This window comes from Duganella sp. CY15W (assembly GCF_009857555.1).
Taxonomy (GTDB): Bacteria; Pseudomonadota; Gammaproteobacteria; order Burkholderiales; family Burkholderiaceae_D; genus Rugamonas; species Rugamonas sacchari.
The window spans coordinates 1,821,492-1,848,027 of sequence record NZ_WWCQ01000001.1 but is presented as its reverse complement, the minus strand read 5'-3'; the positions used below and the strand labels follow the sequence as shown (position 1 = coordinate 1,848,027).

General features: G+C 63.7%; 21 protein-coding genes. 7 read left to right on the top strand and 14 right to left on the bottom strand.

Annotated features, from left to right (window positions below; translation table 11 throughout):
* Positions 1-38 precede the first annotated feature (38 nt).
* Positions 39-1,412 carry an MFS transporter gene (locus tag GTP58_RS08115; protein WP_161076970.1) on the bottom strand — a complete coding sequence of 458 codons (1,374 nt, stop codon included), beginning with the start codon at positions 1,410-1,412 and terminating at the stop codon, positions 39-41.
* Positions 1,413-2,095: 683 nt separating this feature from the next.
* Between GTP58_RS08115 and GTP58_RS08110 the strand changes: the two genes are divergently transcribed.
* Genes GTP58_RS08110 through GTP58_RS08090 form a run of 5 tightly spaced genes read left to right on the top strand, consistent with a single transcriptional unit; the run spans position 2,096 to position 7,841 of the window.
* Entirely contained in the window at positions 2,096-2,863 is a 768-nt protein-coding gene (locus GTP58_RS08110; protein WP_161076969.1) for a substrate-binding domain-containing protein, read from the top strand.
* Positions 2,856-3,668 carry a substrate-binding domain-containing protein gene (locus GTP58_RS08105; protein WP_161076968.1) on the top strand — a complete coding sequence of 271 codons (813 nt, stop codon included), beginning with the start codon at positions 2,856-2,858 and terminating at the stop codon, positions 3,666-3,668. The genes GTP58_RS08110 and GTP58_RS08105 overlap by 8 nt, the downstream gene beginning before the upstream one ends.
* A gap of 17 nt (positions 3,669-3,685) precedes the next feature.
* Positions 3,686-4,978: a TAXI family TRAP transporter solute-binding subunit gene (locus GTP58_RS08100; protein WP_161076967.1), complete on the top strand. Its 1,293-nt coding sequence runs from the start codon at positions 3,686-3,688 to the stop codon at positions 4,976-4,978.
* On the top strand, positions 4,975-6,816 hold the full coding sequence (locus GTP58_RS08095; RefSeq protein ID WP_161076966.1) for an SLC13 family permease: 1,842 nt from the start codon (positions 4,975-4,977) through the stop codon (positions 6,814-6,816). The genes GTP58_RS08100 and GTP58_RS08095 overlap by 4 nt, the downstream gene beginning before the upstream one ends.
* Positions 6,813-7,841 carry an ABC transporter substrate-binding protein gene (locus GTP58_RS08090; RefSeq protein ID WP_161076965.1) on the top strand — a complete coding sequence of 343 codons (1,029 nt, stop codon included), beginning with the start codon at positions 6,813-6,815 and terminating at the stop codon, positions 7,839-7,841. Before GTP58_RS08095 ends, GTP58_RS08090 begins: the two co-directional genes overlap by 4 nt.
* A gap of 4 nt (positions 7,842-7,845) precedes the next feature.
* Here GTP58_RS08090 and GTP58_RS08085 read toward each other — a convergent pair whose 3' ends face one another.
* Positions 7,846-9,243 carry a hypothetical protein gene (locus GTP58_RS08085; protein ID WP_161076964.1) on the bottom strand — a complete coding sequence of 466 codons (1,398 nt, stop codon included), beginning with the start codon at positions 9,241-9,243 and terminating at the stop codon, positions 7,846-7,848.
* Positions 9,244-9,487: 244 nt separating this feature from the next.
* Between GTP58_RS08085 and GTP58_RS08080 the strand changes: the two genes are divergently transcribed.
* The gene (locus GTP58_RS08080; protein WP_161076963.1) at positions 9,488-9,733 is read left to right on the top strand and encodes a hypothetical protein; all 246 of its coding nucleotides are present in this window, start codon (positions 9,488-9,490) and stop codon (positions 9,731-9,733) included.
* Positions 9,734-9,738: 5 nt separating this feature from the next.
* On the opposite strand, the gene GTP58_RS08075 is transcribed toward GTP58_RS08080, so the two are convergent.
* Positions 9,739-10,587 carry a cysteine synthase family protein gene (locus GTP58_RS08075; protein WP_229215461.1) on the bottom strand — a complete coding sequence of 283 codons (849 nt, stop codon included), beginning with the start codon at positions 10,585-10,587 and terminating at the stop codon, positions 9,739-9,741.
* A 178-nt stretch (positions 10,588-10,765) separates the two neighbouring features.
* On the opposite strand from GTP58_RS08075, the gene GTP58_RS08070 reads away from it, so the two are divergent.
* Entirely contained in the window at positions 10,766-11,074 is a 309-nt protein-coding gene (locus GTP58_RS08070) for a hypothetical protein (RefSeq protein WP_072782024.1), read from the top strand.
* 84 nt (positions 11,075-11,158) lie between these two features.
* Here the strand turns inward: GTP58_RS08070 and GTP58_RS08065 are convergent, their stop codons facing one another.
* The 11 genes from GTP58_RS08065 to GTP58_RS08015 all read right to left on the bottom strand — a co-directional run bounded on the left by GTP58_RS08065 (position 11,159) and on the right by GTP58_RS08015 (position 26,517).
* On the bottom strand, positions 11,159-12,475 hold the full coding sequence (locus GTP58_RS08065) for a 3-dehydroquinate synthase II (protein WP_161076962.1): 1,317 nt from the start codon (positions 12,473-12,475) through the stop codon (positions 11,159-11,161).
* Positions 12,476-12,495: 20 nt separating this feature from the next.
* Positions 12,496-12,939, bottom strand: coding sequence for a cupin domain-containing protein (locus GTP58_RS08060; RefSeq protein ID WP_161076961.1), 444 nt, complete (start codon positions 12,937-12,939; stop codon positions 12,496-12,498).
* The gene (locus GTP58_RS08055; RefSeq protein WP_161076960.1) at positions 12,936-13,595 is read right to left on the bottom strand and encodes a TenA family transcriptional regulator; all 660 of its coding nucleotides are present in this window, start codon (positions 13,593-13,595) and stop codon (positions 12,936-12,938) included. Before GTP58_RS08055 ends, GTP58_RS08060 begins: the two co-directional genes overlap by 4 nt.
* A gap of 53 nt (positions 13,596-13,648) precedes the next feature.
* Positions 13,649-14,491: an ACP S-malonyltransferase gene (gene fabD, locus GTP58_RS08050; RefSeq protein ID WP_161076959.1), complete on the bottom strand. Its 843-nt coding sequence runs from the start codon at positions 14,489-14,491 to the stop codon at positions 13,649-13,651.
* Positions 14,488-15,297, bottom strand: a complete 810-nt coding sequence (locus GTP58_RS08045) for a thioesterase II family protein (protein WP_161076958.1) — start codon at positions 15,295-15,297, stop codon at positions 14,488-14,490. The genes fabD and GTP58_RS08045 overlap by 4 nt, the downstream gene beginning before the upstream one ends.
* Position 15,298: 1 nt before the next feature.
* On the bottom strand, positions 15,299-16,039 hold the full coding sequence (locus GTP58_RS08040; RefSeq protein ID WP_161076957.1) for a 4'-phosphopantetheinyl transferase superfamily protein: 741 nt from the start codon (positions 16,037-16,039) through the stop codon (positions 15,299-15,301).
* Positions 16,040-16,149: 110 nt separating this feature from the next.
* Positions 16,150-16,797, bottom strand: a complete 648-nt coding sequence (locus GTP58_RS08035) for a DUF6434 domain-containing protein (protein ID WP_161076956.1) — start codon at positions 16,795-16,797, stop codon at positions 16,150-16,152.
* Positions 16,798-16,838: 41 nt separating this feature from the next.
* Positions 16,839-17,282 carry a GyrI-like domain-containing protein gene (locus GTP58_RS08030; protein ID WP_161076955.1) on the bottom strand — a complete coding sequence of 148 codons (444 nt, stop codon included), beginning with the start codon at positions 17,280-17,282 and terminating at the stop codon, positions 16,839-16,841.
* 56 nt (positions 17,283-17,338) lie between these two features.
* Positions 17,339-18,676 carry an MATE family efflux transporter gene (locus GTP58_RS08025; RefSeq protein WP_161076954.1) on the bottom strand — a complete coding sequence of 446 codons (1,338 nt, stop codon included), beginning with the start codon at positions 18,674-18,676 and terminating at the stop codon, positions 17,339-17,341.
* Positions 18,666-20,306, bottom strand: coding sequence for a 4-hydroxyphenylacetate 3-hydroxylase family protein (locus GTP58_RS08020; protein ID WP_202413518.1), 1,641 nt, complete (start codon positions 20,304-20,306; stop codon positions 18,666-18,668). Before GTP58_RS08020 ends, GTP58_RS08025 begins: the two co-directional genes overlap by 11 nt.
* A complete protein-coding gene (locus GTP58_RS08015; RefSeq protein WP_161076953.1) occupies positions 20,299-26,517 on the bottom strand; it encodes an alpha/beta fold hydrolase in 6,219 nt (2,072 codons plus the stop codon). Before GTP58_RS08015 ends, GTP58_RS08020 begins: the two co-directional genes overlap by 8 nt.
* Positions 26,518-26,536: the final 19 nt, after the last annotated feature.

Sequence of the window (26,536 nt, the reverse complement as noted above, 5' to 3'; positions counted from 1 at the left end):
TTCAATTAAGGACGATGCCGGACCGTCCGCAATCGCGGTCAATCGTCCGACCGCTCAGGTACCAGGCTTTCCAGCTGCCGCAACTTGGGACTGGCCAAAGCCACAACGCTCAACAAAAAACCACAGGCGCCGGCGACGAAGAAAAGGAAGGCGATGCCGCGTCCCTTGCCGGTGCCGAACCAGCTGCCGACCGAATGGGTCCAGGCGCCGCCGGCGGCGAAGGCCGGCTCCAGCACCGCATCGACCAGATAGCCGCCGATCAGCAGCACCAGGCTCATGACCAGCAGGTTGGACGCCGACAGCACCGCAAACACGCTGCCCTGCTGCGCCAGCGGCGCCTTGCGCATCCACAGCGCACCGGAACAGGCGACGGAGGCGCTGCCGCCAAACAGGCACGCAAACGCGGCCACACACCAGATCACGGGCGACGTGCTCAGTCCCGCCACCAGAATGGCGGCGGACTGGATCGCATCGCAGATCAGTACCCACAACATCAGATGGCGCTTGATGATTGAGGTGGCAGCCAGCAGCGAACCGGCGAGTGCGCCCACCACGCCGACCGACATGACCAGGCCCAGCACGTCGGTCGAGTGGGTTGACAGCACCAGCGGCGTGAGCATCACCGTGGCCAGCACCAGCAGGCACTGCACCAAAGCGCCGTACAGCAGCAGGCTGCGCATCAGGGGGCTGTCCTTCAGATAGTCGATCGCGCCCTGAAAACTGGTTCTGGCGCTGACCAGGAATGAGTGTTGCGGATTTATGGACTGGCGGCCGCGTATGGCATTGCGTACCCTCGACAGCGCGCTGAACGCCAGGAGCGCGCCACCCGTCAGCAGGCTGAGATGCACGCCCATCACGGCTTGCAGGCCCAGGTGCGCCATCAGAAAGCCCGACGCGTTGGGCGCTACCACCTGTACCACAGCGCGCGAGACGCCACTCAGCCCGCTGACCTGGGTGAACCGGTCCTTGGGCACGAAGCTGCTGATTACCACGCGCACCGCAGAGCGCCGTAACGAGGCCACCGCTGCCGACAGCGCCGTATAGACATACAGCACTTCCACGCCGATCTGGCCAACGGACAGCGCCAGCACGATGGCTGCGGTGCTGAAGATCGACACCAGATCGCAGCACACCACCACCCATTGCCGGTTGTAGCGGTCCACGAACGCGCCGGTGAACGGCATGATCAGCATCGAGGACACGGCGGCGGCCAGCACCGATAGCGAATAGTCCTGCACCGAGCCGGTATGGGAATAGATCCACACGCCGATAGCAAAACTGATCAGGGTAGACCCCAGGTCAAACGCCGATTCGCTTAGCCACAACAGCAGGAATGTCAGCCGCACAGACGCCGGACGGTCTGGTCTGACGACAGGCTGAACACCAAACTGGTCTTCTATTGGTACTTGCATTGAATGCCTTTGCTGATCGCCAAAAGGATGCCGATATTCGTGCGGATAAAAAGTGACTTGTTTTAATCGTTATTATTGAATTCATGCAACACTGACCACAATATTTTATTGTAAACCTTTTGAATATCGCAAGTTAATTATTAAAATTACATGCAGTAAATTAGAATTTCCAAATAACACGAAGTTGTATAGTCATGTTTATTCTCAGCGACATGAAAATACTACATAGAGATCAGCCAGAACGGATTGTTATTAAGTAGTTACCCAACATCTCATAGGGAAGAGGCTTGCGGATTGCTATGTTAGGTGGAATGCGGCGTAGGATGACGAATAGGAACGTATATTTTTTAAGATTGAATATCATGTCATCAAATTTAAATAATTTCTTAGAGAAAATTTCATTTCGTTATTTTGAATATTTTCTTCGAAATATAAAAAGTAAATTTGAATAATATATAAGCTTAAAACGGCATCGAATATAGCCGATCTGCAGGTCAGCTTATGTCCGAAATATAAAAGTCAGTTTTGTGACAATTCGCTGGAATTCCCAAAGGAAACGACTGGTAGTGAAGTGGTTTCGTGACGCCGATTACTCTCTCCGGCCGCTTGCCAGATAGCGTCAGAATGCGGTGCTTTTGCCCGCCTAATATTTATCCATTGACAACAAACAGCAATGGACCTATATGAACGCCCCACTCCCGCGCGCGCCGCTTCCGGAGGCTGCAGCAGCGCTCCAGCTGACCGGTTCGACCACGCTGCAGCCGTATATGCAACTGGCCGCAGAAGCCTATATGCAGCTGCACGATGTGCGGGTTGTCATCAACGGCGGCTGCGGCAGCGCGCGCGGCTTCAAGGCGCTGATCGACGGCACCACCGACATTGCCATGGCCAGCGGTCCCGCGTCGGAAAGCATCGTCAGCGCGGCGGTGGCGCGCGGGGCGCCGCTGCATGCCACCATCATTCGCCGTGACGCCATCCTGGCGGTGGTGCATCCCTCCAATCCAGTCCAGGCGCTGACGCTGCGGCAGCTCAACAATATCTTCACCGGCAGGACCACCAACTGGCACGCGGTCGGCGGACTGGACAGGCCCATCGAGGTGCTGGTGGGACCGCCAGCCGGGGGCGTCTCCATCAGCTGGCGGCAACTGGTACTGGGCAGCGAGGACACATATACCGCCTCCAGCCAGGTGCTGGGCGCGGCGGCGCGGCTGGCGCAGGCGGCCGCCCGTCCTGACACCATCACCTTCATGCCGCAAATGGCGGTGCTGCCGGCCCGCGTGAAAGCACTCAGGATTGATGGACTGGCCGCAGAGTCATCGCCGCAGCAATACCCGCTGTACGCGCCGATGATGCTGGTGACACTGGGTCCGCCATCGCCGGCCGCGACCCGCTTCATGGCGCACGCCGCGCGCACCGCCACCGCGCCAGCCAGGGGAGAATCCCGTGAATAGGCGCGAGGCCTGCCTCATGCTGGGCGCTGCGTTGCCGCTGGCAGCATGCAGCCGTCGCCGCCAGCCCGCGCGCCACGCGCTGCTGGTCAGCGGCGCCGACGCCATGCTGCCGCTGCTGCAGGCGCTGATGCGCGCATTCCAGCGCGAGCGGCCGGCGCTGGACGTCATCGTTGAACGCGGCGGTTCACTGCCAGCCTATATCGCGGCCAGCCGCCGCGCCATCGACGTCGCGGCCATGGCGCGCGTGCTGTCGGATGCGGAGGACGGTCCCGGCGCACGCCACTATCTGATTGCGCGCAGCGACATCCGCATCATTGCCCATCCCGACCTGGCCGTGACCAACCTCACGCGGGCGCAAGTGCGTGGCCTGCTGGCCGGCGACATCATCAACTGGCGCACGCTCGGCGGTCCGGATTTGCCGGTGATCGTGCATGCCCATCCGCGTAACACCGCGCCGCGCCAGTCGACTGAACAGCTGCTGCTGGATGGTAGCGAATTCGCGCCGGAAGCACGCGAGGCGCCGGACGACGCGGCACTGGCTGCCGCCGTCGCAGCGCAGCCGGGCGCGATTGCTTATCAGGCTGGCCATGCGCGCAGCGGACAGGAACTGGCGGCCGTGCTGCCGGTTGATGGCGTGACCGCCAGCACGGCCACGGTCCTGTCCGGGCGCTATCCCTACACCCAGGGCTTTCACCTGCTGCTGCACGGCGCGGCGGGCGGCGAACGTGAGGCCTTCGTCCACTTTGCCCGCAGCGCCGCTGGCCAGGCGATTGTCGCCAGCCTGGGCCTGATCGCAGTTTGCTAACCCTGGAGAGTCTACCCATGTCCCTGCCCCTGATACTGCAAACGCTGATACGCCGATGGCGCGAACACAGCCGCCCGGCGCGCTGGCTGGTCCTGGCCGCCCTGCCGGCACTCTGCGGCCTGGCTGCCGCGTCGCTGTTTGAACTGGTGCCGCGCAATTACGCGCTGACGATTTCAGGCGGCGACCTCACCGGCAACCGGCATTTTCTCGCGCGCGCCTTGCAGCAGGTGGCGGTGGACAGCGGCATCACGCTGACGCTGCGGCCCACTGGCGGCTCGCAGGAAGCGTTGGCGCTGGTCGCGGCCAACCAGCTGGACCTGGCCTTTATCCAGGGCGGGCTGGATCTGCCGAGCCCGGATGTGGTGCAGGTGGCGACCGTGGCGCCGGAGCTGTTGCATTTTCTGGCGCGTCCCGGGATTGAGTCGATTACCGATTTGCGCGGGCACCGCGTCAACCTCAACAGCCGCAAGGGCGGCACCCGGCTGGTGGCGCATCAGATCCTCACGTTTGCCGGCCTGCGCGAAGACATCGATTACGTGGAGTCCAACATCGCCACCGAAAAACTGCTGGAGCAGCATGGCGAGCGGCTGCCGGACGTGATCGTCATTACCTCGTTTGCGCCATCGGATGTGGTTGATTATCTGGTCAAACAGCAGGGCTATCACTTGCTGGAAGTGCCGTTTGCTTCGGCCTTTGCGTTGCGCCATACCTGGGCTGCGGATGCCGAGATCGGCGCGTTCATGTACAGCGCGGCGCCGCCGGTGCCGCCCCGCCCGATCAAGACCGTGGGCATCAAGCTGCTGCTGGTGGCCAACCGCCATGTCGACACCAAGGCCATCGTCAAGCTGCTGGAAAGCCTGTACAGCCCCACGCTGGAGTCGCGCCTGCAGATCCACCTCGACGAGGCGGCCATCCTGTCGGCCGGCAGTTCGGCGCTTTCGGAAGGCACGCGCCGCTTCATCGACCGTGACAAACCCTTGTTGTCACGCGCGCTGCTGGACCAGCTGAAGGCGGCAATCGGGCTGAGCATGTCGGTGTTCTCGGCCGGGCTGGTTGTCCTCAAGTGGTTTAAATCGGTGCCGGCGGAAGATGGCTCGCCTGATTGCGTGGCGCAGGTCACGGAACTGGATGCCGCCGTCGATGACCGCCTGCTGCACGGCACGCTCAGCACGCAGGTGCTCAGCGAATTCCACGCACGGCTGGCGAGCATCAGGGCACTAGCGGCCGGCGATGACCATGCGCTGCCGGCCATCACAGCCATCAGCCAGCGGCTCGACAGCCTGCGCCAGGCCCAGGGAGATGACTTATGAATGCGCTCAACGAGGAAGATGCCGCCCGCCTGCTCGCCGACAGCCTGATTGGCCGCGCCAGCCGACCCAGCCTGGCGCGGCTGCTGGCGCAGGTGAGCCGGCGCCAGTTCCGGGCCGGCGCGCGCATCTACGCGGCTGGTTCGGCCGCCGATTGCTGCTACCTGCTGGTGGCGGGCGCGGTTATCCTGGTATCGCCGCGCGGCAGCCGGCGTGCGGTCAGCGCCGGCCGGTTCGGCGAAGAGGCTGCGTCCAACGCCCATGCGTACCTGACCAGCGCGGTGGCGGCGGAAGACGTGACCGTACTGTGCCTGCCACGCGCCGCCATCCAGGCGCTGGTCGAAGCCAATCCCCGGCTGCAAACCGATTTGCTGTTCTCGCTGACCAGCCATCTGGCCGGAGAAACCGTGGCGCGGCCGCCCAAAACTCCGGTACCGCGCAGCGGTTATCAGCGCCACGCCGCACCGGGCTGGCTGCTGGTCACCACCCTGCCCCTGCTGATGCTGGCGTTCGGCGACCGGCTGGGCATCGAGCGCGGCGGCGTGATCTTCCTGGCCATTTTCTCCGCCACGGTCGCCATGTGGATCTGCAATCTGGTGGACGACTACATTCCCGCGCTGTTTGCATTGATGGCGACCTTGCTGACCGGGCTGGTGCCGGTGCCGGTGATCCTGTCCGGCTTTGCCTCCGATGGTTTCCTGATGGCGCTCAGTACGCTCGCGCTGGGCACGGTGGTGGTCAGTTCGGGCCTCAGTTACCGCGCCATGCTGCTGTTGCTGCGGCGCCTGCCCAACCACCAGGGCTGGCACAACGCCGGCCTGTTCGCCACCGGTTTGCTGCTGACGCCGATTATTCCCACGGCCAACGGCCGCATCGCGCTGCTGGCGCCGTTTTATGCCGACATGGTGGACAACCTGCGCCTGCGCCAGCCGGGCGCGGCGGCTACCCGGCTGGCCGTCAGCTGTTTTGGCGGCGGCACCCTGTTTTCCGCGATTTTCATTACGAGTAAATCGGTCAACTTCGCGGTGTTCGGCCTGCTGTCGCCGCAGGGCCAGGACCATTTTCAATGGATGGGATGGCTACAGGCCGCGCTGGTATCGGGCGCCGTGCTGCTGCTGGCCCAGGCTGCAGCAGCGGCGTTCGGCTGCCGCAACGTGGAAATGCCGCATCTGCCGCGGGCGCGCCTGGACGAGCAGTGCAACCTGCTGGGACCGCTCACCAACCGCGAAAAGGCGGCCCTGCTGGGCACGGTGTTCATGGTGGTCGGCATCGTCACTGGCGCGGTGCACAAGGTGCAGGCGCCGTGGCTCGGCTTCACCATGCTGTTCGGGCTGCTGTTGTGCGGCACGCTGGGCAAGCAGGAACTCAAGGAAAAGGTCGACTGGACCTTTCTGCTGTATTTGAGCGGGATTACCGGCATCGTCGCAGCCTTCAATCACCTGGGGCTGGACCATGAGCTGGCCACCCGTCTGCCCAATCTTGGCGTCAATATGCGCGACCATTTCGGCTGGTTTGTGCTGCTGCTGTTCGTGGTCATCAATATCATCCGGCTGGCGGCGCCCATCAATGCCACGGCCGTGATCCTGGCCACCGTGCTGATGCCGCTGGCCCAGGTCAACGGCGTCAACGAATGGCTGGTGGGCTTCATCATCCTGATGTTTTCCGAAATCTGGTGGTTTCCCTACCAGTGCAGCTATTACCTGCCCATGCAGCAGATGAACCGCGAGCAGCCGTTTTACGACGACACCCGCTTCCTGCTGCTGAATGCTGTGCTCAACCTGGCGCGACTGCTGGCTGTCTACGCCGCCTTCCCATACTGGAAAATGCTGGGGATACGATGAAACCTGAAAAACTCATGCTGGGCCTGTTCATGTGCGGCGCGCTGCTGCTGTTCGGCTGGTACAACATCCACAAGCCCAGCATCCTAGTGCTGCATAGCTATGCGCCGGACTACGCCTGGGTGCGAGATGTCAACCTCGGTCTCAACCGTGTATTCGACCGCAAATACCTGTACCAGGTGCGCTGGTATTACATGGACACCAAGCGCCATCCCTCGGCCGATTTCAAGACCAGCGCGGGGATCGCCGCCCGCAACGTGATTGCCGCCATGCGTCCGGACGTGGTGATTGCCATTGACGACGATGCACAGGAATTCGCGGCGCGCTATTTCGTCAACGATAAGCGCATCAAAATCGTTTTCGCCGGAGTCAACCGCGAGGCCGCCGATTATGGCTATGTGCACGCGGCCAACGTGACCGGCGTGCTGGAGCGCATACCGCTCGACGCCATGCGCGAAGCCCTGCGCAGCGCCGCCGATTTCAAGGCGCTGCCGCATCCGATCCGCGTCGCCTTCCTGGGCGACCAGTCCGAGACTGTGGACGGCGATGCCAGCCAGGTACAACACTATCGATGGGACCCGCTGGTGCTGGGCAAGGTGCTGCTGGTCGATAACTGGCCCGCATGGCAGGCCGGCGTCAAGGCGCTGGCCGCCGAGCACGACGTGGTGCTGGTCAGCGGCTACCGCACCTTGCGCCGCTCCGCCACCGATCCCGCGCTGGTGCCGGCGGCGGAGGTGGTGGCGTGGACCGAGGCCAATGCCGCCGTGCCGGTGATTTGCTTCAACGGCTTTTATACCGAAGACGGCGGCATGCTGGCGATCGGCAGTTCCCCTTACGAACAGGGTGAAGTGGCCGGCCGGCGCGCGCTGCAGATCGCGCTGGAGCATCGCGATCCCGCCACGCTGCCCATCATCGCATCGAGCCAGTTCATTGTCACCATGAACGGTACGCGGATGCGGGCGCGTCATTTTTCCCTGCCCATGGTCTACGAGGCGGCGGCGCGTACCGGCAACCAGTTCCGCCCGTGACGCGTCAGGTGGCCGGTGGGGCCGACGGTGCCAGTGCGGCCAGCGCATCCACCGGCATGTCCAGCATATGCGATGGCAGCACCCGGTTGTAGATCACGCCAAACGTGGCGCCCGCCTGCGCCGCCGCCAGCTGGAACTGGCGGCGCAATTCCAGCGCCACATTTGGGTCGGCATTGTCGCGGTAGCGCTGCTGCAGGTTCTGCATGCCGCGCAACTGGTCCTGCAGCGGCGAGAGCTGGTCGGCCGCGGCCCGGCCGCCCACATACGCACCCTGGCTCATGCCCATCAGCGTCAGCAGCGTGGCGGAAATCTGGATATTGCCCAGTTCATTGGCGCCGCTGGCGATCACGTAGGCGGCAATCACAAAGGTGAACACCAGCATCTGAAATTTGTAGATGTCGAAGCGCTTGTTGGTGAGCAGCAGCCCGCTGGGCCGCCCTTTGCCCTGGATCTCGGCAATGGGCGCGGTGAACCAGCCCAGCTGCTGCACATACTGGTAGATGAGCGGGTCGAGATCCTTGCGGATGTTGGTGGCGACCTGGCTGGCCGCCGTACCCGCCGTGGATATGCCGATCAGATACAGCAGATCGGTTGACAGCTCTTGCAGCAGTCCCGTGCGCAGCCACTGGTAAAACAGCAGGGTGGCGACGATCAGCGTAAACATCAGCATCTGCAATTGCGACAGGCTGGCCTGGCCGTTGGCGCCGGTGATATTCCACGGCAGCAGCCGGCCCGCGCCGCCACGCCAGCGGCGTCCGGGCTTGCCATCGGCGTCGATGCTGCGCGCGCCGGTGGGAATGGCGGCCGCGGCCAGCAGGTAAAAGAACACGGCAAACAGCAGCGCCGCCACCACGCTGCCGCCTTTGCCAGACACGGTCAACGGCAGGTCGCGGCCGAAGTATGGCTCGCCGCGCACCTCGTCGGCGTAGGCAAACGCGGCAATCTTGAGGTGCAGGGTCTGGTCGCGGTCCCAGAAGCGCCAGAACCGTTGCGCTTCGGTCTGGTTGTCGAAATCGGCAATCGACGGCACGCGGAAGAAGATGCGGGTATTGGCCTGCGTCTGCTCCGGCGTGCTCTGGCTGGGCAGTTTGACCACCTCCACGCTGTCGACCGTGAACGGCAGCGACAGCACCTGCGCGCCGCGCCGCAATTCAAAGTAGCCCAGCACACAGATGCGGTCCAGCCGCTCGGCAAAGTTGGGATAAATCGTCAGATAGCTCAAGGCGCCGCTGGCCAGGCTGGGCGACGGCAAGGCAACCCGCGCGTTGTCCAGCCGGGCAATCGCGGCGTCAATCGGGGCCGACTGCTGGCTGCCCCCACGCGCCGGACAGACCGCTTCGTCCGTGGCATGGGCGCTGCCCAGCGCCAGTACGCCCAGCAACACGCAGAACAGGAATTTCATGGTCCACCTCCCAGGTCAAATGGCGTCCGGCGCAGCATGCGCCGGCTCCATTGGATTCTGCGGCGGCGTTTGCGCCACTCGCTGACACAAGCTGACGGCGCCCGCGCGGCGCGTCAGGATTGGTCAGCAACGGCGGCGGCGCCGACGCTAATCTGGTTTGCACCGGCAGTCGCCGGTACGCCTGACGCTGCACTGTCGCGGCAATGCCAGGTTTTCAAGTGCGCGACTATGGAAGGAAATGACAATGACACTCAGAATCGTCACAGCCAGTTATGGCATACCGGGGCACTACGCCGACGTCACCAAACAGATTCAGGACAAGGTGGAGGGAAATAACCGCCACATCGACATCTCCAATGATTCGATGGGCGGCGACCCGGCGGTGGGCCATCTCAAGCAGTTAAGTGTGGTGTACTTCGGCCTCGATGGCGGCCCCCATGCCGCCGTCGGCACCGAAGGCGCTACCATTGTGCTGGAACACGGGCTGTAGCCTGGCTAGAAGTACTTCGACAGGTAGAACATGCCCGAGTCGGGGAACACGGTGGCAATCCGCTGCTGCGGATAATGCGGCAGCAGTTGCGCGATACCGGCCGCCACGCAAGCGCTGGAGCCGCCGGCCAGGATGCCCTCTTCCTGTGCCAGGCGCTCAAGCCAGAGCAGCGCTTGCTGGTCCGGCACCTGGACCACGTCATCGACCACGGCCGGATCAAAACTGACGGAGGGACGGGATTTGCCCAGGCCTTCAATCACCGTCTGGAAGGTGCCGTTCGCCGGCCGGTCCGTGACCTGTTTGCGATAGGCCGAGTGCAGCGGTTCGACGCCGATGACCTTGATGCGGGGATCGCGTTCCTTGAGGTAGCGGCCGATCCCGGAGATGGTGCCGCCCGAACCGATGCCACACACGAACACATCGATTTCTCCGGCCAGCTGCTGCCACAGCTCGGGTCCGGTATCGGTGTAGTGGGCTTCGCTGTTGAGGCGGGAGCAGTACTGGTCGAGGTAATGCGCCTCCTGCTCCTGTGCGATGCGCTTGGCGGCGCTGGCATAATCCTCGGCCGGCGCGCTGGTGGCACAGCGATGGACACGCGCGCCATACGCTTCTATGCGCTTGACCTTTTCCGCGCTGGTGGTGTCGGGAATGGTCACTTCACAATCCAGGCCAAGCACGGCGCTGGCCATGGCCAGGGCGGCGCCCGTGTTGCCGGACGATCCTTCCACCACGCGCTCCGTACCCTGCGGCATGCGTTGCAGCATGTGCCGCACCATGCGGTCCTTGATACTGCCGCCCGGATTCATGTACTCCAGCTTGGCGACCACGTGGGCATGACGAAAAACCCGGGACAATCTAACGACAGGCGTGCTTCCAATTGCCTCCAGAACGGAATCCTTCACTTGTGACACCACATGGGCTCCTAGCGTTATGCAAATTTGTACTAATGATATAGATGTTTCCTTCTTTCCATAAGTACGATAGTATTAACGTAACGCGTCACTGTAATTGAACACACCAGTCAAGGGACTCATGAAGCAAGCGGCCGACAACAAAACTCTGGAACTCGCGATGCCCGGCGCCAAGCGCGGCCGCGGACGCCCCACCACCGGCAATGCCATGAGCAGTGCCGAACGACAAAAAGCTTACCGCGACCGCAAGCGCGAAGAAAAGACGGCCATCGTCATTTCCCGTAACGCGTCACAGGAAATTCCGGACGATGGATCGCCACGCCGGCTCATCGCCGAGCTGGATAAGGCACATAAAACGGTGGAGTTGCTGCGGCGGGAAAACGCCTTGCTGCTGGAAGAGTTGACGGCCCTGAGGCGTCAAAAAACGTAACGCGCTGCCAAAACACAGGAGGGAAAAACGCAGCGCGTTACGATGAAAATGTGCGGACAAGCGCCCTTGTCCGCGTTGCCCGTTTTATTTCTCGATGATGTGCTCCGCCACTTTCAGGCCCGTATGACGGCCCGGCAGCGCCACGTGCGCTAGCAGCGTGTCGCCCGGCTGCACCAGCGTGGCGTGGCGGATCTTGCCGTCACCGCCCATCAGCCGCACATGCCAGTCGTTTTGCAGGAAGGTGTTGAGGTAGATGCGGTTCGGATCTTCGAGCGGCGTGGTTTCGTGGTCGGGCGTGACATCACGCGCCGCCGCGTTGGCGTTTGCCACTGCCGCGCGCAGTTCCGGCGACACCTCATCGAGCGCCACGCTGCAGCGTATCTTCAGCAGCGGACGGCGCTCGATCTTGGCGCGGCCTACCGTGATGACGCGCGAATTGCCATGCAGGTCCACGCACAGCACCTCGGCGCCGGCCTGCATCTCGCTCAGATACATCACATTGTCGTCCGGTCCCCAGATGTAGGAGTGCACACCGCCGGCGTTGACGCGGAATTCGCGCAGGTTCATATGCGGCAGGTAGTGGGTTTCCGAACACACGAACAATCCACCCCAGCCGGTTGAACCGACAATCATGCCCTCTTCCGCGCTCATGAGCGAGGTGGTATCGACGCAGACGCGGTGGCCCAGGCCCGTGTGCTGTACTTGTTCGACACGCGCTTTCACGAGTTTCAGCGCGCTGTCCTGGCGCCGCGCCAGGCCCTGGGTCAGGCTGGCGATGACTTCCGGCTGCTCGGTACGCATCACCACGCCGATGCCGTGCTCCATGGTGGCAAACGCGTTGAGCGACTGGTTGACATCATCGACCACGCCGTCCAGACCCTTGATCGGCACGTTACGGAAGATCATGGTCGATTTGCCTTCGGTTTTGGCCAGCAGCAGTTCGTACGGGATGTAGGTGGCGTGGGCGATATCGATGACCACGAAGTCGTCCCCACGCTCGCAGACCGATATGCAATAAGGGAATTCCGCCTGCAGGTCCACCACGTTGATGAACAGGCCGGCCTTGTGGCCCGCCGCCACCGCCTTGCGGCGCACGGCGTCATCGCGCGTCAGCACCCAGGCGCCCGCTTCCAGGTCCTTGAGCTGCGACGGGGTATCGACCGCGACCACCTTCTGCTTGCGGGTGGCGAAGCTGCGGTGCTGGCCGTGATCCAGCACGATGTGGGTGCAGTTGCTGGCTTCCAACGCTGGCAGGATGGTCTTGCCGGCCTGGCGTGCATCGAACCACCATTGCGTTTCGCCCGCGCCCAGCACCGGCGTGCTGTCGGCGACGGCTGGCTGCACTGCTGCCTCGGTGTAGACGGGGGCGGCGCTGTCGATTTTTTCGGCTAACTCTAACATGTCGTTCTTTCCCATGATGTTCAGGCTTCTTCGCGCAGTGCGATGCCCAGGTTTTGCAAATGCGGCGCGTTTTCGCAAGCCAGGTAGCTGGCGCTTTCGCTTTCGCTCAGATTGATGTGCTGATGCCAGGCCCACACCGGCACATAGAACGCATCGCCACGCTGCCAGCGCACCTCGCGGTCGCCGATGACCGACATGCCCTGGCCTTCCAGCACGTAGATCAGGGTTTCGTAGTTGTGGCGGTGGCGGCGCGTCTGCTGGCCCGGCGTCAGGCCGCCGACGGTCATGCTGATGACTTTCGATGGCAGGTCGACGATGTGCACCGCGTGCTGGCGGTCACGCGAGAAGTCTGCGTCATCGCCGCCGTGGCGGCCCATGACGTCCACATGCACCAGGCGCTCCGGCACCTCGGCCTGCAGCTGCGGTGGCACCCGGCCGAAATCGCGGGAAGAATGCTGGGTCATTGGCGCGCTCCTTCCATGACGCCGTCAAAGAACGCCAGGCGCGCCGCGATCATGGCCTGCGCGCCTTCCAGCATGCGTTCCTCGCCCTGTGGATTGTCCTGCTGCAGACGTTGCAGAATCTCGCGCATGGTGTCGGCGTGGTCGTCGTCGCATTCCACGTGGATGCGGAAAAAATGCAGGCGCTCCGGTGCGATGCCATTGGCTTCGAAACCGGAGATGATGTCGCTGTACAGCGCCGGCACGATGGCTTCCGCGCCCAGGCACAACGCGCCCAGGCCATACGCCGGGTCGGGCTGTTTGCAGTAGTGGAAGGTGGTGCTGATCAGCTTTTGGGTGCTGTCAAACACCGGCGCCTGTTGCAGGTCGATGCCAAACTGTTCGATCATGCGGGCAAAGATGCGCGCATGCGGCTCGCCGCCCTCTTCGCCGAAGCCCAGTTCTTCGGCCAGGTTTTCCGCCAGCCGCATGACATCGCCCGCATCGTGCAGATTGGCGATCAGCGCGCACAGGTAGCGCGTGAAGTAGGCGCTGTATTTGGCGTGCTGGGTCAGGAAGATATTCAGTTCACGGTCGGTGATGCTGCCGTCCCGGCAGCGCTGCACAAACGGATGGCTGCGCAGACGTTCCACATGCTCTTCGGTGATGCGTTGATACATGGTGTTGTTCTCCTTGTCGGGATCTTGGAATAGTCAGGAATAATCAAGAATAATCAGGACTGCAGATTAGCCTTGGCCAGCCCGGTCAGCACGGCGCCGGGACCGACTTCCTGGAACAGCATCGGTCCCTGGGCGGCCAGGTAGGCCAGGCTTTGACGCCAGCGCACCGGGTGCGTCAGGTGGGCCGACAGGCGTGCCGGCCAGTCGGCGCCATCGTGCGGCTGGGCCGACTGGTTGGACATCACCGGCATGGCGGGCTTGCGATAGCTTTGCTTGGCGCAGAAGGCGCGGAACTCGTCGGCTGCCGCCGCCATGTGCTGGGTGTGGAAGGCGCCGCTGACCTTGAGCGGCACTACTTTGCCGCCCTGGCGGGCCGTGATCTGGCGGCTGGCCGTTTCCAGTGCGGCCGTCCCGCCCGCGCACACCACCTGGTTCGGCGCATTGTCATTGGCGATCGAGAAGTCGCCGCCCAGCTCCGCCGCCACGGCATCGAGCACGGCGCGGTCCGGGTCCAGCACGGCGAACATGCCGCCCTTGCCGTTCTGGCGCGCCATCAACTCGCCGCGCTTCTGCACCAGCGCCAGGCCGGTGGCGAAGTCGATCACGCCCGCAGCCAGCATGGCGTTGTATTCACCGAGGCTGTGGCCGATGACGTAGTCGGCCCGGATGCCGCTGCGGCGCACCAGGTCCATATGCATCAGGGCCGATACCGTGTACAGCGCGGGCTGGGTGTAGGCCGTGTCGTTCAGCTTCGGACCACCTTCCGCGCAGACCGCCGCCAGGTCATAGCCGAGGATCTCCTGCGCCTGGCGCATCTGCTCGGGAAACTGGCTGAATACCGCGCTGCCCATGCCCTTGTGCTGCGCCCCCTGGCCGGGGAACATCAATGTCATCATTGCACTCTCCTTGCTTTTTCAAGAATTTCCATTAGGTTGTCCATGGCTGCCGCGTGGGCGCTTTTGAGGAAGAAGTGATCGCCGGGGAACAGCCGTCCCGCGAATCCCTGCCCAGAGAAAGCGTCCCAGCGGTAGATCCGTTCGATCGGCACCTCGGGATCATCAGCGCCGCCCCAGACATGCAGCGGGCATTGCAGCGTCTGCGCTTGTGGGCAGTGGTGGCCGTCGGCCACCATGAAATCTGCCTGGAAGGTACGCATGAATACTTCCATGAACGGCCCGTCGGCCAGTAATGCGGGGTCGGTGCCGCCCAGCCGCTGCAGCTCGCGCAGGATTTTTTCGCGCGAAAAGGCGCCGCGCTGCACCGCCGGTGGCTGGGTGCGCGGTGCACCGCGTCCAGCCAGGATCAGGGCGGCAGGACGGCGGTGCTGCGTCTGCTGCTGGCGCAGCGCCAGCTCAAACGCCAGGATCGCGCCCATGCTGAAACCGAACAGCACATACGGCCGGTCCAGCAGCGGCTCCAGGCCCTGCTGCACCGCCGCCATCAGCGGCTCGAGGCTGTCGTATGGCGCTTCGCCGAGGCGGCGTCCGCGTCCCGGCAGCTGGACTGCGACAAATTCGATCCAGTCCATGGCCTGGAAGTAGCGCACCCACGGCACAAAAAATCCGGCATTGCCGCCTGCGTGATGAAACGCGATCAGGCGCAGGCGTGCCTGCGGCGCGTGGGTTTGTGCACCGATCCAGGGCGACCTTGGGCGGACCGTCCGTATGGGCGATTCGGCGGCCGGGGTTTGCAGTTCAAACATGTCACATCCTCCATCCATGCCAGGACCAGTGCCGCATGCGCAGCACCGGTGGTTGTGTGTCCGCCAGTGCGACCGCGCCGCACCAGCCAGATTGTTGCAAGTGCAGCGGCAGCAGCTGCATCGACGCCATAGGCGCCGGCGCTTCCAGCATGCGCAGCGCGTAGCCGGGCCGGAATTCAATGCTGAAGCCATCGAGCGGGCTGCTCAGGCCAACACCGAGCGCCTTCAGGCAGGCTTCCTTGCCGGTCCACCAGCGGTAGAATCCGGCCAGCCGCTGGTTTTCATCCAGCGTCCAGAAGGCGTGCTTTTCCTGCACGCTGAAGTGGCGCCGCACCAGCGGCAGCAGCAAGGGCACCGGCGCGCAGCATTCGATGTCGATGCCGATTTCACCTTGCGGGGCCAGCGCCACCACCGCCATGCCATGCGAATGCGAGAGATTGAACGACAGCGGCGGCATGCCATCGGCCAGGCGCGGCTTGCCGTTGGCGTCACTGCTCAAGGCCACCTGCTCCGGCGCCAGGCCCAGCGTGTGGCCCAGGATTCCGCGCAAAGCGGCATGCGCCGCCAGATAACGGCGGCGCAGCGGCGCAAAGGCAAAGCGGCCGGCGCGGGCACGCTCGGACTGGTCGAGCACTTCCAGGCAGTCGTCGTCGGTCGCCAGGCAGTCGTCAAGCTGCACCATCCAGGCGTGCAGTTCACCTGCTGGCGGTCGTCGGGCTGGCGCGTGCGGCATGCTGTGCATCGTGGCGTTTTCCTTGTTGGCGGCAGATGCAGGGATGAGTGCTCCCCCGGCGCGGCCGCACCGTTAAAAAAATCAGTTCAGGTGTGGCGCCGCCTCAGCGGCGCCAGGGGTCAGCTTTCCACTTCCGGTGAAGCGCGGGCGATGCTGCTGGCGTAGTCGCGCGGACCACAGGACTGGCGCACGGCATTCCACGCCGCCGCCGCATCCTTCATGGTCTTGCCCGCATTACGCGGCTTGTCGGCCAGGTAGGCGCGCACGAAGTTGTTGTACTCCCACGTGTGCATCAAGGTCGACTTGTAGTTCTTGTCCTTGCGGCGTTCGAATTCCGCCACCCATTCGCGCGCCAGGTCGCCGTAAGTCAGTGGTGCGCCCACGTGATTGCGGCGGTAGCGTTGCAAGTGCGCGGTGAAATGAAAGTGCGGACCGATCTCGGACTCGAAGAACGCCCGCGTCTCGGCATCGCACTTGTAATCCGGGCCGATAGGCTGGTCGAGCGCCAGCTTGCGTGGCCCGCCTGGCGGCAGGCTGCGCGCCGGCACCTTGACCTGGCGTGCAGCACGGGGCTTGCTGGCCGGTTGCGGCCGCCCCGCCAGATGCGCGCGCACCCGCTCGACCACCTCATGCTTTTGTCCACTGGACGGCAGGCCCGCCTCGCGGCAGTACGCCACCAGTTCCGCCATGTACCAGTAATAGCGGTCCAGCGCATCCGGCGCCATGTCTTCGGCAAGCGCGGGGCGGTCCGGATGGACTTTCAGCATGCCGGTTTTCCTGGCCGGCTGTCGTTGCGGGCGCGGCTGGTTCACTGTTGTACCGCCACGTAGATGTCGGCGCTTTTCTCGCCGATCACTTCGAAATCGCCGCTGTAGGTGCGGTGCAGGTCTGCGCGGCTCCAGATATGTTCCCAGGCCTGGCGGATCGCGCGCGGATCGTCGATCGTGAACTTGGCGTAGGTGGCGGCTGGCAGCGTTACCTGGTGCAGGCCGGCCGGCACGTCGTCGCCCGATGGCACGCGGTTACCCAGCATCAGCGTGTACGCGCCGTTGGCATCGCTCTCGTAGTCGAAATACGCTTCGTAGATCGCCGGATCGACAGCGCGCGCCACCTTGGCGGTGACGCCCTGCTGGAAGAACTGGCCCCAGTGCTGCTGGATCTTTTGCATGCCCGCTTCGCTGTTATCGGTGCGCAGGGTAATGCCGGCGATGGTCACAGGCTCCATCGTCACCAGGTCGTAATGCATAGTCATTTTTACTCCTTATATAAAAAACAATGTGAATATTAAGGCATTTTGAGGCTGGACGATCACGCAGTTACCGAGCGCCCCTGCCAGATGCCGGAATTCCAGCGCAGGTAGTTGATCGTGCCGCGCAGGCCTTCATCCACCGCCAGGCCTATCCACAAGCCAGCCATGCCGGCCGACGTGGCCAGGCACAGGTACAGCGCCAGCGGCACGGCCACTAGCCAGGTGGTGCCCACGCCCACCAGCGCCGGGAAGTTGGCGTCGCCGGCCGCCTTCAATGCGAAGCTGGTCAGGGTGCCGAACGAGCGCGCCGCTTCCAGCACCAGGCCAATGGTCAACAGGCCCAGACTGATCTCGATGACTTTGGGATCTGTCGTGAAAACGCCGATCAGCTGTGGACCGAAAGCGCGCAGCGCGGCCGCGATAATCAGGCTGCCCGCGATGGCAATGCGCAGGTTTTTGCGCAGCGTGGCGTCGGCCGCCTGCGGCTGGCCTGCGCCAGCCAGTATCGCCACCAGTACCTGGTTGCCGATCGAGACCGCCGCCGCCCAGCAGATGGCCAGCGTGGCCAGGTTCATCACGTACACGCGTGCCGCCATCGCCTCCGTGCCCAGACGCACGGCAGCGGCGGCAATCACCAGCATGGCCAGTTCCGACGACACCGGCTGCACCACGGACGGCACACCGATACGCAGCACGGTGCGCAGCGGCACGGCCGGTGCGCTCAAGAAGGCGGACCAGCGATAGCGCGCCAGGCCGCTGCTGACGATGACCGCCAGATAGAATACGATCACCAGCGCCTGTGCCAGGATGGTGGCCAGCGCCACGCCGTAGATGCCCATGCCGCGCTGCTGGAACAGCAGATTCAGGCCGATATTGGCCACGATGGCCAGCAGGCCGCCGAACATATTCCAGATGGTTTTGCCCTGCGAGACAAACACGCACGCCAGGCCGTATTTGACGCTGATGAGCAGCATGGCCGGTGCGATGTAGTGCAGGAAGTTGGCCGCATCCAGCAGTTCCGCGCCTTCCAGACCCAGGCCGGCGGCGATTTGCGGTGCGGTCTGACCCACCACCAATGCCGTCACGGCGCCCAGCAGCAGGTTGATGACGATGGCCGCGCAGTAGACGCGCGAGACTTCCTCCGGCTTGCCGGCGCCGATGAACTGGCCGGCGACGTTGCTGGCGCCCTGCGCCATCATCATGAACACCAGCACGAAGACCATGAAGATCGGAATCACGGTGCCGACGCTGGCTGCCGCCTGGTCCGACAGGCGGCTCAGGAAGTAGGAGTCGGAGAAGAAGATCGAGAATGTCAGCAGCAGTTCGATAAACACCGGGATGACGATGGCCCACACGGGCGGCATCTGCTGCTGGGAGGATTGCGGCTTATTGCTCATGCTGGTTTCCTTCAATGGCTGGTGATAATGGGGGATTCATATGTGGTGTGAGCGCTGGCGCGATGTCGTTGGCGGCGGCACGCAGCGGCCGGTCCAGCTGGATCGGCGCGGCGTGCAGCTCGCGGCCGGCCGGTAATGGTGCTGGCACCGAAATCTCGTCAAGGATGCGCTGGCCGATCTCGCTGCGGTCGAACTGGTTGAACAACGCGATGCGGTTGCGCGCCAGGTCGCCGCGGTTCCAGCGCTCATAGAGTTCCTGGCGCATGCCGTAGCTGTCGCAGGTCAGGTCCCACGCCATGCGGAACAGGCGCGATTTGCGGTCAACATCAATGTCCTTGCCGCGCATGTAGCGCTCCAGCAGCGGGCGCAGTTCGGGTGTCGCCAGGTCCGCTTCACTCGGTTGCATCAGCAGGCCGGAGGCGCCCAGTTCACGCAGGATCTCGCTGGCGCGGGTGCCGAATTGTGCCGCAAAGGTGTCCGGCCCCAGCGTCGAACCCGGCGCCAGCAGGCCGCCTGCGGTGCGGCTGCGCTCCTGCTGCATGCCGAGCAGCGCCAGGCGGGCCATTTCGACATAGGTGGTCAGCTCACCCAGCTTACCCTGCACTTCGCGGAAGCTGCTGACGCCTATCGAATCGCTGACCATGGCCGCTACCGCCAGCGTGGTCCGCATGCGGTGGTAGAAGCGGATCTGGCCCACGTACAGCGACCAGGCGTTGAGGCGGCGGAAGCCCTCGAATGCGGTTTTGCTGTCGCGCAGCAGGAAGATGCGGTTGCGCGGCACGAACACGTCGTCGAAGAACAGCATGGCGTCCTGCTCGTCGTAGCGGCTGGCGAACGGATGGGAGAAGCTGTTTTCCGGCCGCGCCAGCGCCTCGCGGCACATGATGCGCAGGCCTGGCGCCTGCATCGGCAAGGCGCACCAGATGACGAATTCGGGACGCTCGCGCATGGCGAAGGTGGGTGACATATAAATCAGCACCTCGTGCGCAAACGGCGACATGGTAGCCAGCTGCTTGGCGCCGCGGATCACCACACCTTCGGGTGTCTCCTTGATGACGCGCAGTGCAAGGTCGGCACTTTCAGCCGGACCGGACGAACGGTCGATCTGCGGATCGCCGATGGCATGCGTGATGCTCAGGTCATGCCGGGCACAGTACGCATGGTAGTGCGCCGCGTTGACGCCAAACTGCGGATCGACTTTCGCCAGTTCGGCCTGATAGTCGTGCAGGCCAACCACCACATTGGCCATGAAGTCCGGAACGCGCGGCAGTTGGCCCCAGCTGTTCTGCATCCACAGGTGGGAGTTGGACCATTTGGCGTCCAGCTGGGCGTCGTCCTGCGGCAGCGTGTACGAGTGGCTGATGCGGTAGCTGGCATCCGCCACGGCGACCGTCATCTGCTCGCGCAGCGCGTCGCTGTGCTGCAGGTCGTACAGGCGCGCCATCTCGTTACGCAGACCGGCGTAGGCTGGGTGCTCAGTCACGCGGACACGCTGGCCGTCCAGCCAGACTTCACGGTTATCGTCCAGGCTGTCCAGATAGGCCTGGCCGGTCAGCGCGCCGTGGGCATGGTCCAGCCGCATTTCCAGCTGATAGTCCAGCGAAGTAAAAGGATTTGAATGATTACGCATGGGTGCCTCCTTCAACAGTCGGCGTATCGGAAATGGCTGCCGCGCCAGCGCCGATGCGGTGCAGGAATGCGGTCAGCAGGCGGTCGAATTCAGCGCTGTGGGTCAGGAACGGGTAGTGGCCGGAGCCACTGATTTCAACCAGGTCCGAACCCGCCAGGTGAGCATGCATGGTCTGCGAGTGCACCGGGCGGATCACGGTATCGAGGTCGCCATACAGGAATTGCACCGGCTGGCGCAGTTCACCCACCCAGTCCAGCGTGGACAGCGTCATCATCTCGTTCAGGTAGCGCATGGCCACCAGCGGATTCGCGCACTGGCTGCCGATCAGCAGACCGCCCATGCGTTCCGTGACCTGGCGGCGGGCATCGTTTTCGTCCCACTGTGCGGCGACGGTGTCGAAGTCCTGCTTGAGCGAACCGGAAACCACCTGAATCATCTGCATGATTTCGTCGATGGACAGGTCGGCGCCCGCCACTGGCGGCAAGTCGGCGCCGTCATAGAAGCCGCCCACCATGGTCAGCGAAGCCACTTGATCGGCATGGAAGCGCGCCAGGTGGGACGCCGCAATGGAACCGAAGCAGGACGACACCAGATGTACCGGCTGGTCGGGCTGCACCACGCTCAACACCTCGGAGAATACCTGCGAGACGCCGGCCGTGTTGGCGGCGCGGATGCCTTTGCTCAAGCCATAGCCCGGCGCGTGAATCACGATCAGGCGGTACTGCGAGCGCAGCGAGAGGATCTGTTGCAGCCATACCGGCACCGTCAGCGCGACGGCCGGCATGAACAGCAGCGGCGTGCCCTGGCCAGTGACGAACACTTCGACCTGCGGGCAGGATGGCACGTCAATCAGCCAGTGCTGCAGATCGTCCGGCGACGCGTTCTGGGCGCTGCCTGGCGCCTCGCCCGTGACGGCAAGCTGGCCATCGCGGTATTGGTCGCCGTACCCAAACAGGAACTGCTCGATCTCGTTGCCGGGTATGCGGCGCAGCAGCTTGGCGCCGGCGTAGTCTGTGGTGGAAGCTGCTGGCTTCGTGGTGATTGCAGCCGTGGCGTCGATCGATGTATTGGCCGGTGCGCTTGCCGCCGTGGCTTCCGCCCCCTCACCTGCAGCCACGCCACCGCCTAGCAGACGCCCTGCCTGTTCGACGTGGTTGGCGATCAGGAATTGCGCCACCTCGCGTACCGACTGGTAGTTCAGGAACAGCGTAGCGGGCAACGTACCGGCCAGTTCTTCCAGCGCCCGGTGCAGGTTCACGACGATCAGCGAGTCCACGCCGAAGTCCGCCAGGTCGGCGTCCAGGTCGATTTTTTCGCGCTCGATCATCAGCGTGTCAGCGACAATGGCGCGCACGCTATGGGCCACCGCTTCCTCGGTCAGCGCCGCCTGGACATGGCCAACCTTGCTTTGCTGGGCGATCTGGCCGATGACCTGGCTGGCCTGCTCGGCAGCCTGGCGCACCGGCGTTGGCGCTGCTGCCGGCGTGGCGGCGGAGACGGCGGTAACGGCAAACGCCGTCATATCAGTTTTCTCCTGGCGCTCCGGCAGCTGCACGCCCATGCGTTGCAGTACCGCGTCGCTCACATTCAGCGCCATGACCTGGCCCTGGCCCGAAGCGACCAGACGCATGATCGCCTCACCACCCTGCTCCGCGTTCAGCGGGAAGATGCCTTTGGCGCGCAGCAGTTCGGGATCACCACGGTCATTCCCTTCCCAGAAGCCCCAGTTAATCACATGCACCGGCCACTCGGTTTCCTGGCGCAGATGCAGCGCAAAGGCGTCCTGGAAGTTGCAGGCGACCGTGTAGGCGCCCCAGCCCTTGTTGCCGACAAACGATTCGCCCGATGAGAAGAACATCAGGAAGTCCACAACCTTGCCGCGCAATGCGCGGTACAGGGCGTGCGAACCCGCTGTCTTGGCTTGCAAGGCGTTGTTGAAGTCCTCTTCAGTCAGCGTCGCCAGGCGGCCACCCGCGAACGTCATCGCGGAATGGAATACGCCACGCAGCGCGCCCAATTCGCTTTCCACCTGTGTGATGGCCTTGGCCAGCTTCTTGTCGTCGCTGACATCTGCGGCGTAGTAGCGCACGCGTGCGCCGCTGCTATCGATGGCAGCCAGCTTGGCTGCAATCTCATCATCGGCAGCACGGCGGCCAATCCAGGCGATATTGGCATCGCAGTGGCTGGCCAGATACTGGCTGATACGCACGCCCACATTACCGGCGCCACCGACGATCAGGTAGACGCCATCGTTTTTCAGCTGTGGCGCAGCTGCGGGCGGCAATACGGCCGGCAGCAAGGTGCGGCGCAGTGCACGGCCAGCGCGAAGGGCCAGCTGGACGCCATCGGCGACGCCGGTGACGACGCGGTCCAGGTCCGCCAGCAGCGCCGGCGAGAGTTCCTGGCTGCCTTCCGGCAGCGCCAGATCGAACAGCTGGCTGGAGACATGCGGCAGCTCGTTCGGCAATGCCTTGGCCAGGCCCGCTACGCCAGCGGTGAACGGCTGGATGATGTCGCCGTCTACTGCGTTGAATATCGCGTTGGTCACCGCACGCAATGCCCAGCGCTGACGGGCCGTATTGGCGGATTCAATCGCCTGCACCACGCGCAGCAACACGTTGACGCTGCCGTTTTGCAGCGCGCGGAATTCCTTGGATGTACGCGGATGCCACTGGTCGATATTCAGGCCGCCGAGGAAGTAGACGGTGCCCACTTGTCCCACGTGCTGCATGCAGGCGGGGATCGCCATTTCGTCGTCTGGCGACACGCTCCAGGCACGCTCGGACAGTACTTCGGTTTTCGTCGCCAGGACAATTTCATGCACCTGGCCTTTGATGCGTTCTTTGAGCGCGCTGGCCACAAACGCGGCAGCCGCAGGATAAACCAGCAGCGTGGCGCCGGTGGTAACTGGTGCGGCCGGCGCCAGTTCAGTCGCGCTGGCGTCTATCCATCGCGGCTGATAGAACATGCGTTCAAACAGCGGATCGCTTTGATCGATGCCAGCACCCTGGGCGCTGACAGTGATGCGGCCTTCGCGGTCCAGCACATCAACCGACAGGCTGCCGGCCTGGCCGGCACGGATAAACAGATAACCTTCTGCACCTGGTTCGCCGATCAGCGCCAGACGATCGGCGCGGCACTCAACGCCAGCGACGTAGTCCTGCACCATGCCAGCGGCGCCGGCCACGGCGATTGCAGCATCCAACAGCGCGGCGGCGCTTGCCCACGGCTTGGCGCCCGCGCCGCTCAAACGGTAGTGCGCCAGTGCGAAGCCGTCGCCGCTGCCAACTTCGGTCAGCGCGCAATTGCCCGCCTGCCCGGCTGGCCAGTTCATCGGCGTCAAGGAACGGTCGCAACGCGAGTGCCAGCCGGCGACATCGGTCGGCGCCGATACTGGCTGATTGCCACCGTCGGCCGGACGCAATTCGGCGCTGCCGGCCAGTGCCTGCTCGGTATCCGTCAGGCGCACCAGCGGCCATGGCGAACCGGCACCGATATCAAGGCTGCGCGCGGCTGCCGCATCATCGGCAGCGCCATGGCGCCAGCGCACTGCGGCCAGGCTGTGTACACCCTGGAAGTAGTCGGCGGCCTGTCCCAATATGGTCATGGCGCCGCCGGTGGCTGCGGGCAGATCGAAATGCAGGCTGCCGCCGATGCTGCGCTGCGGGTTCAGGTAAGCGGCCAGACCTGCAGGCGCAGCGGCCATGGCCGGAGCGACAGGCTGCGCGGCGGTCTGCACCCAGCAGCGTTCCCTGGCAAACGGATACAGTGGCAGGTCGATGCGGCGGATGCCCAGGCCGCGATAGCCTTCCATCCATGGCACATTGGCGCCCTGGCACCACAGGCGTCCCAGTTTGTTCCAGCGGCGGCCTTCCACCATGGAGCGCAGGAACTCAGCATCGTGTTCGCCATCAGCCTGCACGCGGTCGCGTTGCGAGCGTGGGCTGGTCCAGCAAGCATCGATGCCATCGTCGCCGCCAAGGAAGCGTTCCAGCTTGTCGCGCAGTTCTGCGAAGTTCTCCGCTTCCAGCGCCAGGCGGCGCGGCAACGCTTCGCGGCCAACCTGCAGCGTGTAGGCGATGCGTTCGAAGCGTTCGGCATCGTTGCCGGTGGCGGACAGCGATGCACCGCCGAAGACTTGCGTACTCAATTGGCCGAAACTGGCGGCTTCGCGCACCTGCGTGGCATTCAACGCACAGCCGTAACCCTGATTCAGCTGGCGGGCCAGTGCTTCGGCCACGCTGTCAACCAGCGCCAGGTCGGACCAGCGGTCGGCCGCGTCCAGCAGTTGGGCGGAAATACCGAGCACGTTGGCGATGCTGCCCAGGACTTCGCCCGCATCCTGCGCGGCGCTGGCTTCCAGCGTGGCCGATGGCGTCAGCGAAGCGAGGAACTGGCGAACCACTGCGTGCAGTTGTTCATGGTTCTTGGCGGAGAAAACGAACAGCTGGCGCGCCTCCGGCTGGCGCACTGCGGTGGCGGTGCTGCCGGTGTACTCTTCGATGATAACGTGTGCATTGGCGCCGCCCGCACCGAAAGAGCTGATGCCGGCGCGACGCGGTACGCGGATGTCGCGGCCATTTTCGCGCATGACCGGCGGATTCCATGGCGACAGCGTGCGCTGCACCACAAACGGCGTTTTGCTGAAATCGATATTCGGGTTCAGCGTTTCGGCATGGATTGACGGCACCAACTGGCGGTGACGCATTTGCAGCAGCACCTTGGCGATGCCGGCAAAGCCGGCGGCCGATTCCAGGTGGCCGATGTTCGATTTGACCGAACCCAGGGCGCAATAGCCGGTATCGCTGGTGTGGTCGGTGAAGGCTTGCGTCAGCGCGCGTACCTCGATCGGGTCGCCAAGCGCGGTGCCCGTGCCGTGGCCTTCGATATAGCTGATGGTGCGCGGGTCGACGTTCGCAGCTTGCAGTGCATCGCGGATCAGCGTCGCTTGCAGTTTCGGATTCGGTACGGTGTAGGCGTTGGCCTTGCCGCCGTGATTGATCGCGCTGCCGCGGATCACACCGTAAATGCGGTCGCCATCGCGTTCGGCGGCGGCCAATGGTTTGAGCAGCAGCGCGCCGACGCCGTCGCCCGGCACATAGCCATCGCCACCATCGCCATAGCTGCGGCACAGGCCTTCGGTCGAGGCAAAGCCGGTTTTACTGAGGAACAGATATTTGTTCGGGTGGGTGGTGATGTTGACGCCACCGGCGATGGCCAGCTCGGTTTCACCACGTTTCAGGCTTTCGCAGGCCAGGTGCACGGTGGTCAGCGACGACGAGCACATGGTATCGAGGCCGATGCTTGGGCCGGTGAAGTTGAAGTAGTAGGAAACGCGATTGGCGATGGAGCTGTACGAGGAGCCGGCGTTCGCGGTCTCCACGCCGTATAGCTGGTACTGGCCCCACATGGCGCCTGCGTACACGCCGATTTTGCGGCCGGACAGATGTTCGCGGGCGTAGCCGGCATCTTCGATGGTGTGGTAGACCGTTTGCAGGAACAGACGTTCTTGCGGATCAAGCGAGTTGGCCTCCAGGTTGGAGATGTTGAAGAACAGCGGATCGAACTTGTCGATGTCGTTCATGAAACCGCCCCAGCGCGTGTAGGACTTGCCTTCCACGCCTTTTTCGGTGGTCCAGATCTCGCGCCAGTCCCACAACTCCGGTGGCACTTCGGAGATGCAGTTGCGGCCATTGGTCAGGTTTTCCCAGAATTGCTCCATGGTGTCAGCCATGGGGAAACGGCCACTCATGCCGATGATGGCGATGTCGTCGCTGCGATGAATGGAGCTGGCGGCGGCTTGCGGCGCCGGTGCGGGCATCACGGGTGGGATATATGCCGGTGCGGCATGGACCACTGGTTCGGCCACGCTCACGGCGACTGGCGCCACCGCCGGTGTGGTCGCTGCCGGTGCGGGAGCTGCCGCAGGCGTAGCGGTGGCGGCTTGCGGATATTCTTCCGCCAGATACGCAGCCAGTTCACCTATGCTCTGGAATTCAAAGAACAGCGTCTTGGCCAGCTCGCCGAAGGTTTCCTCAAGGCGGCGCGTGATGGCGACCACCATCACCGACTCAATGCCATATTCCTCAAACGACGTATCGTTGCTGAGTGTTCGCTCATCCAGCTTGGTTTCCAGCGCGATGGCCTGCCGCACCATGGCCTCCACCTGCCGCTGCCACGAGGCGTTTAAGCCTGCATCACCGATTGCCATACCATCTCCTTGATCATCA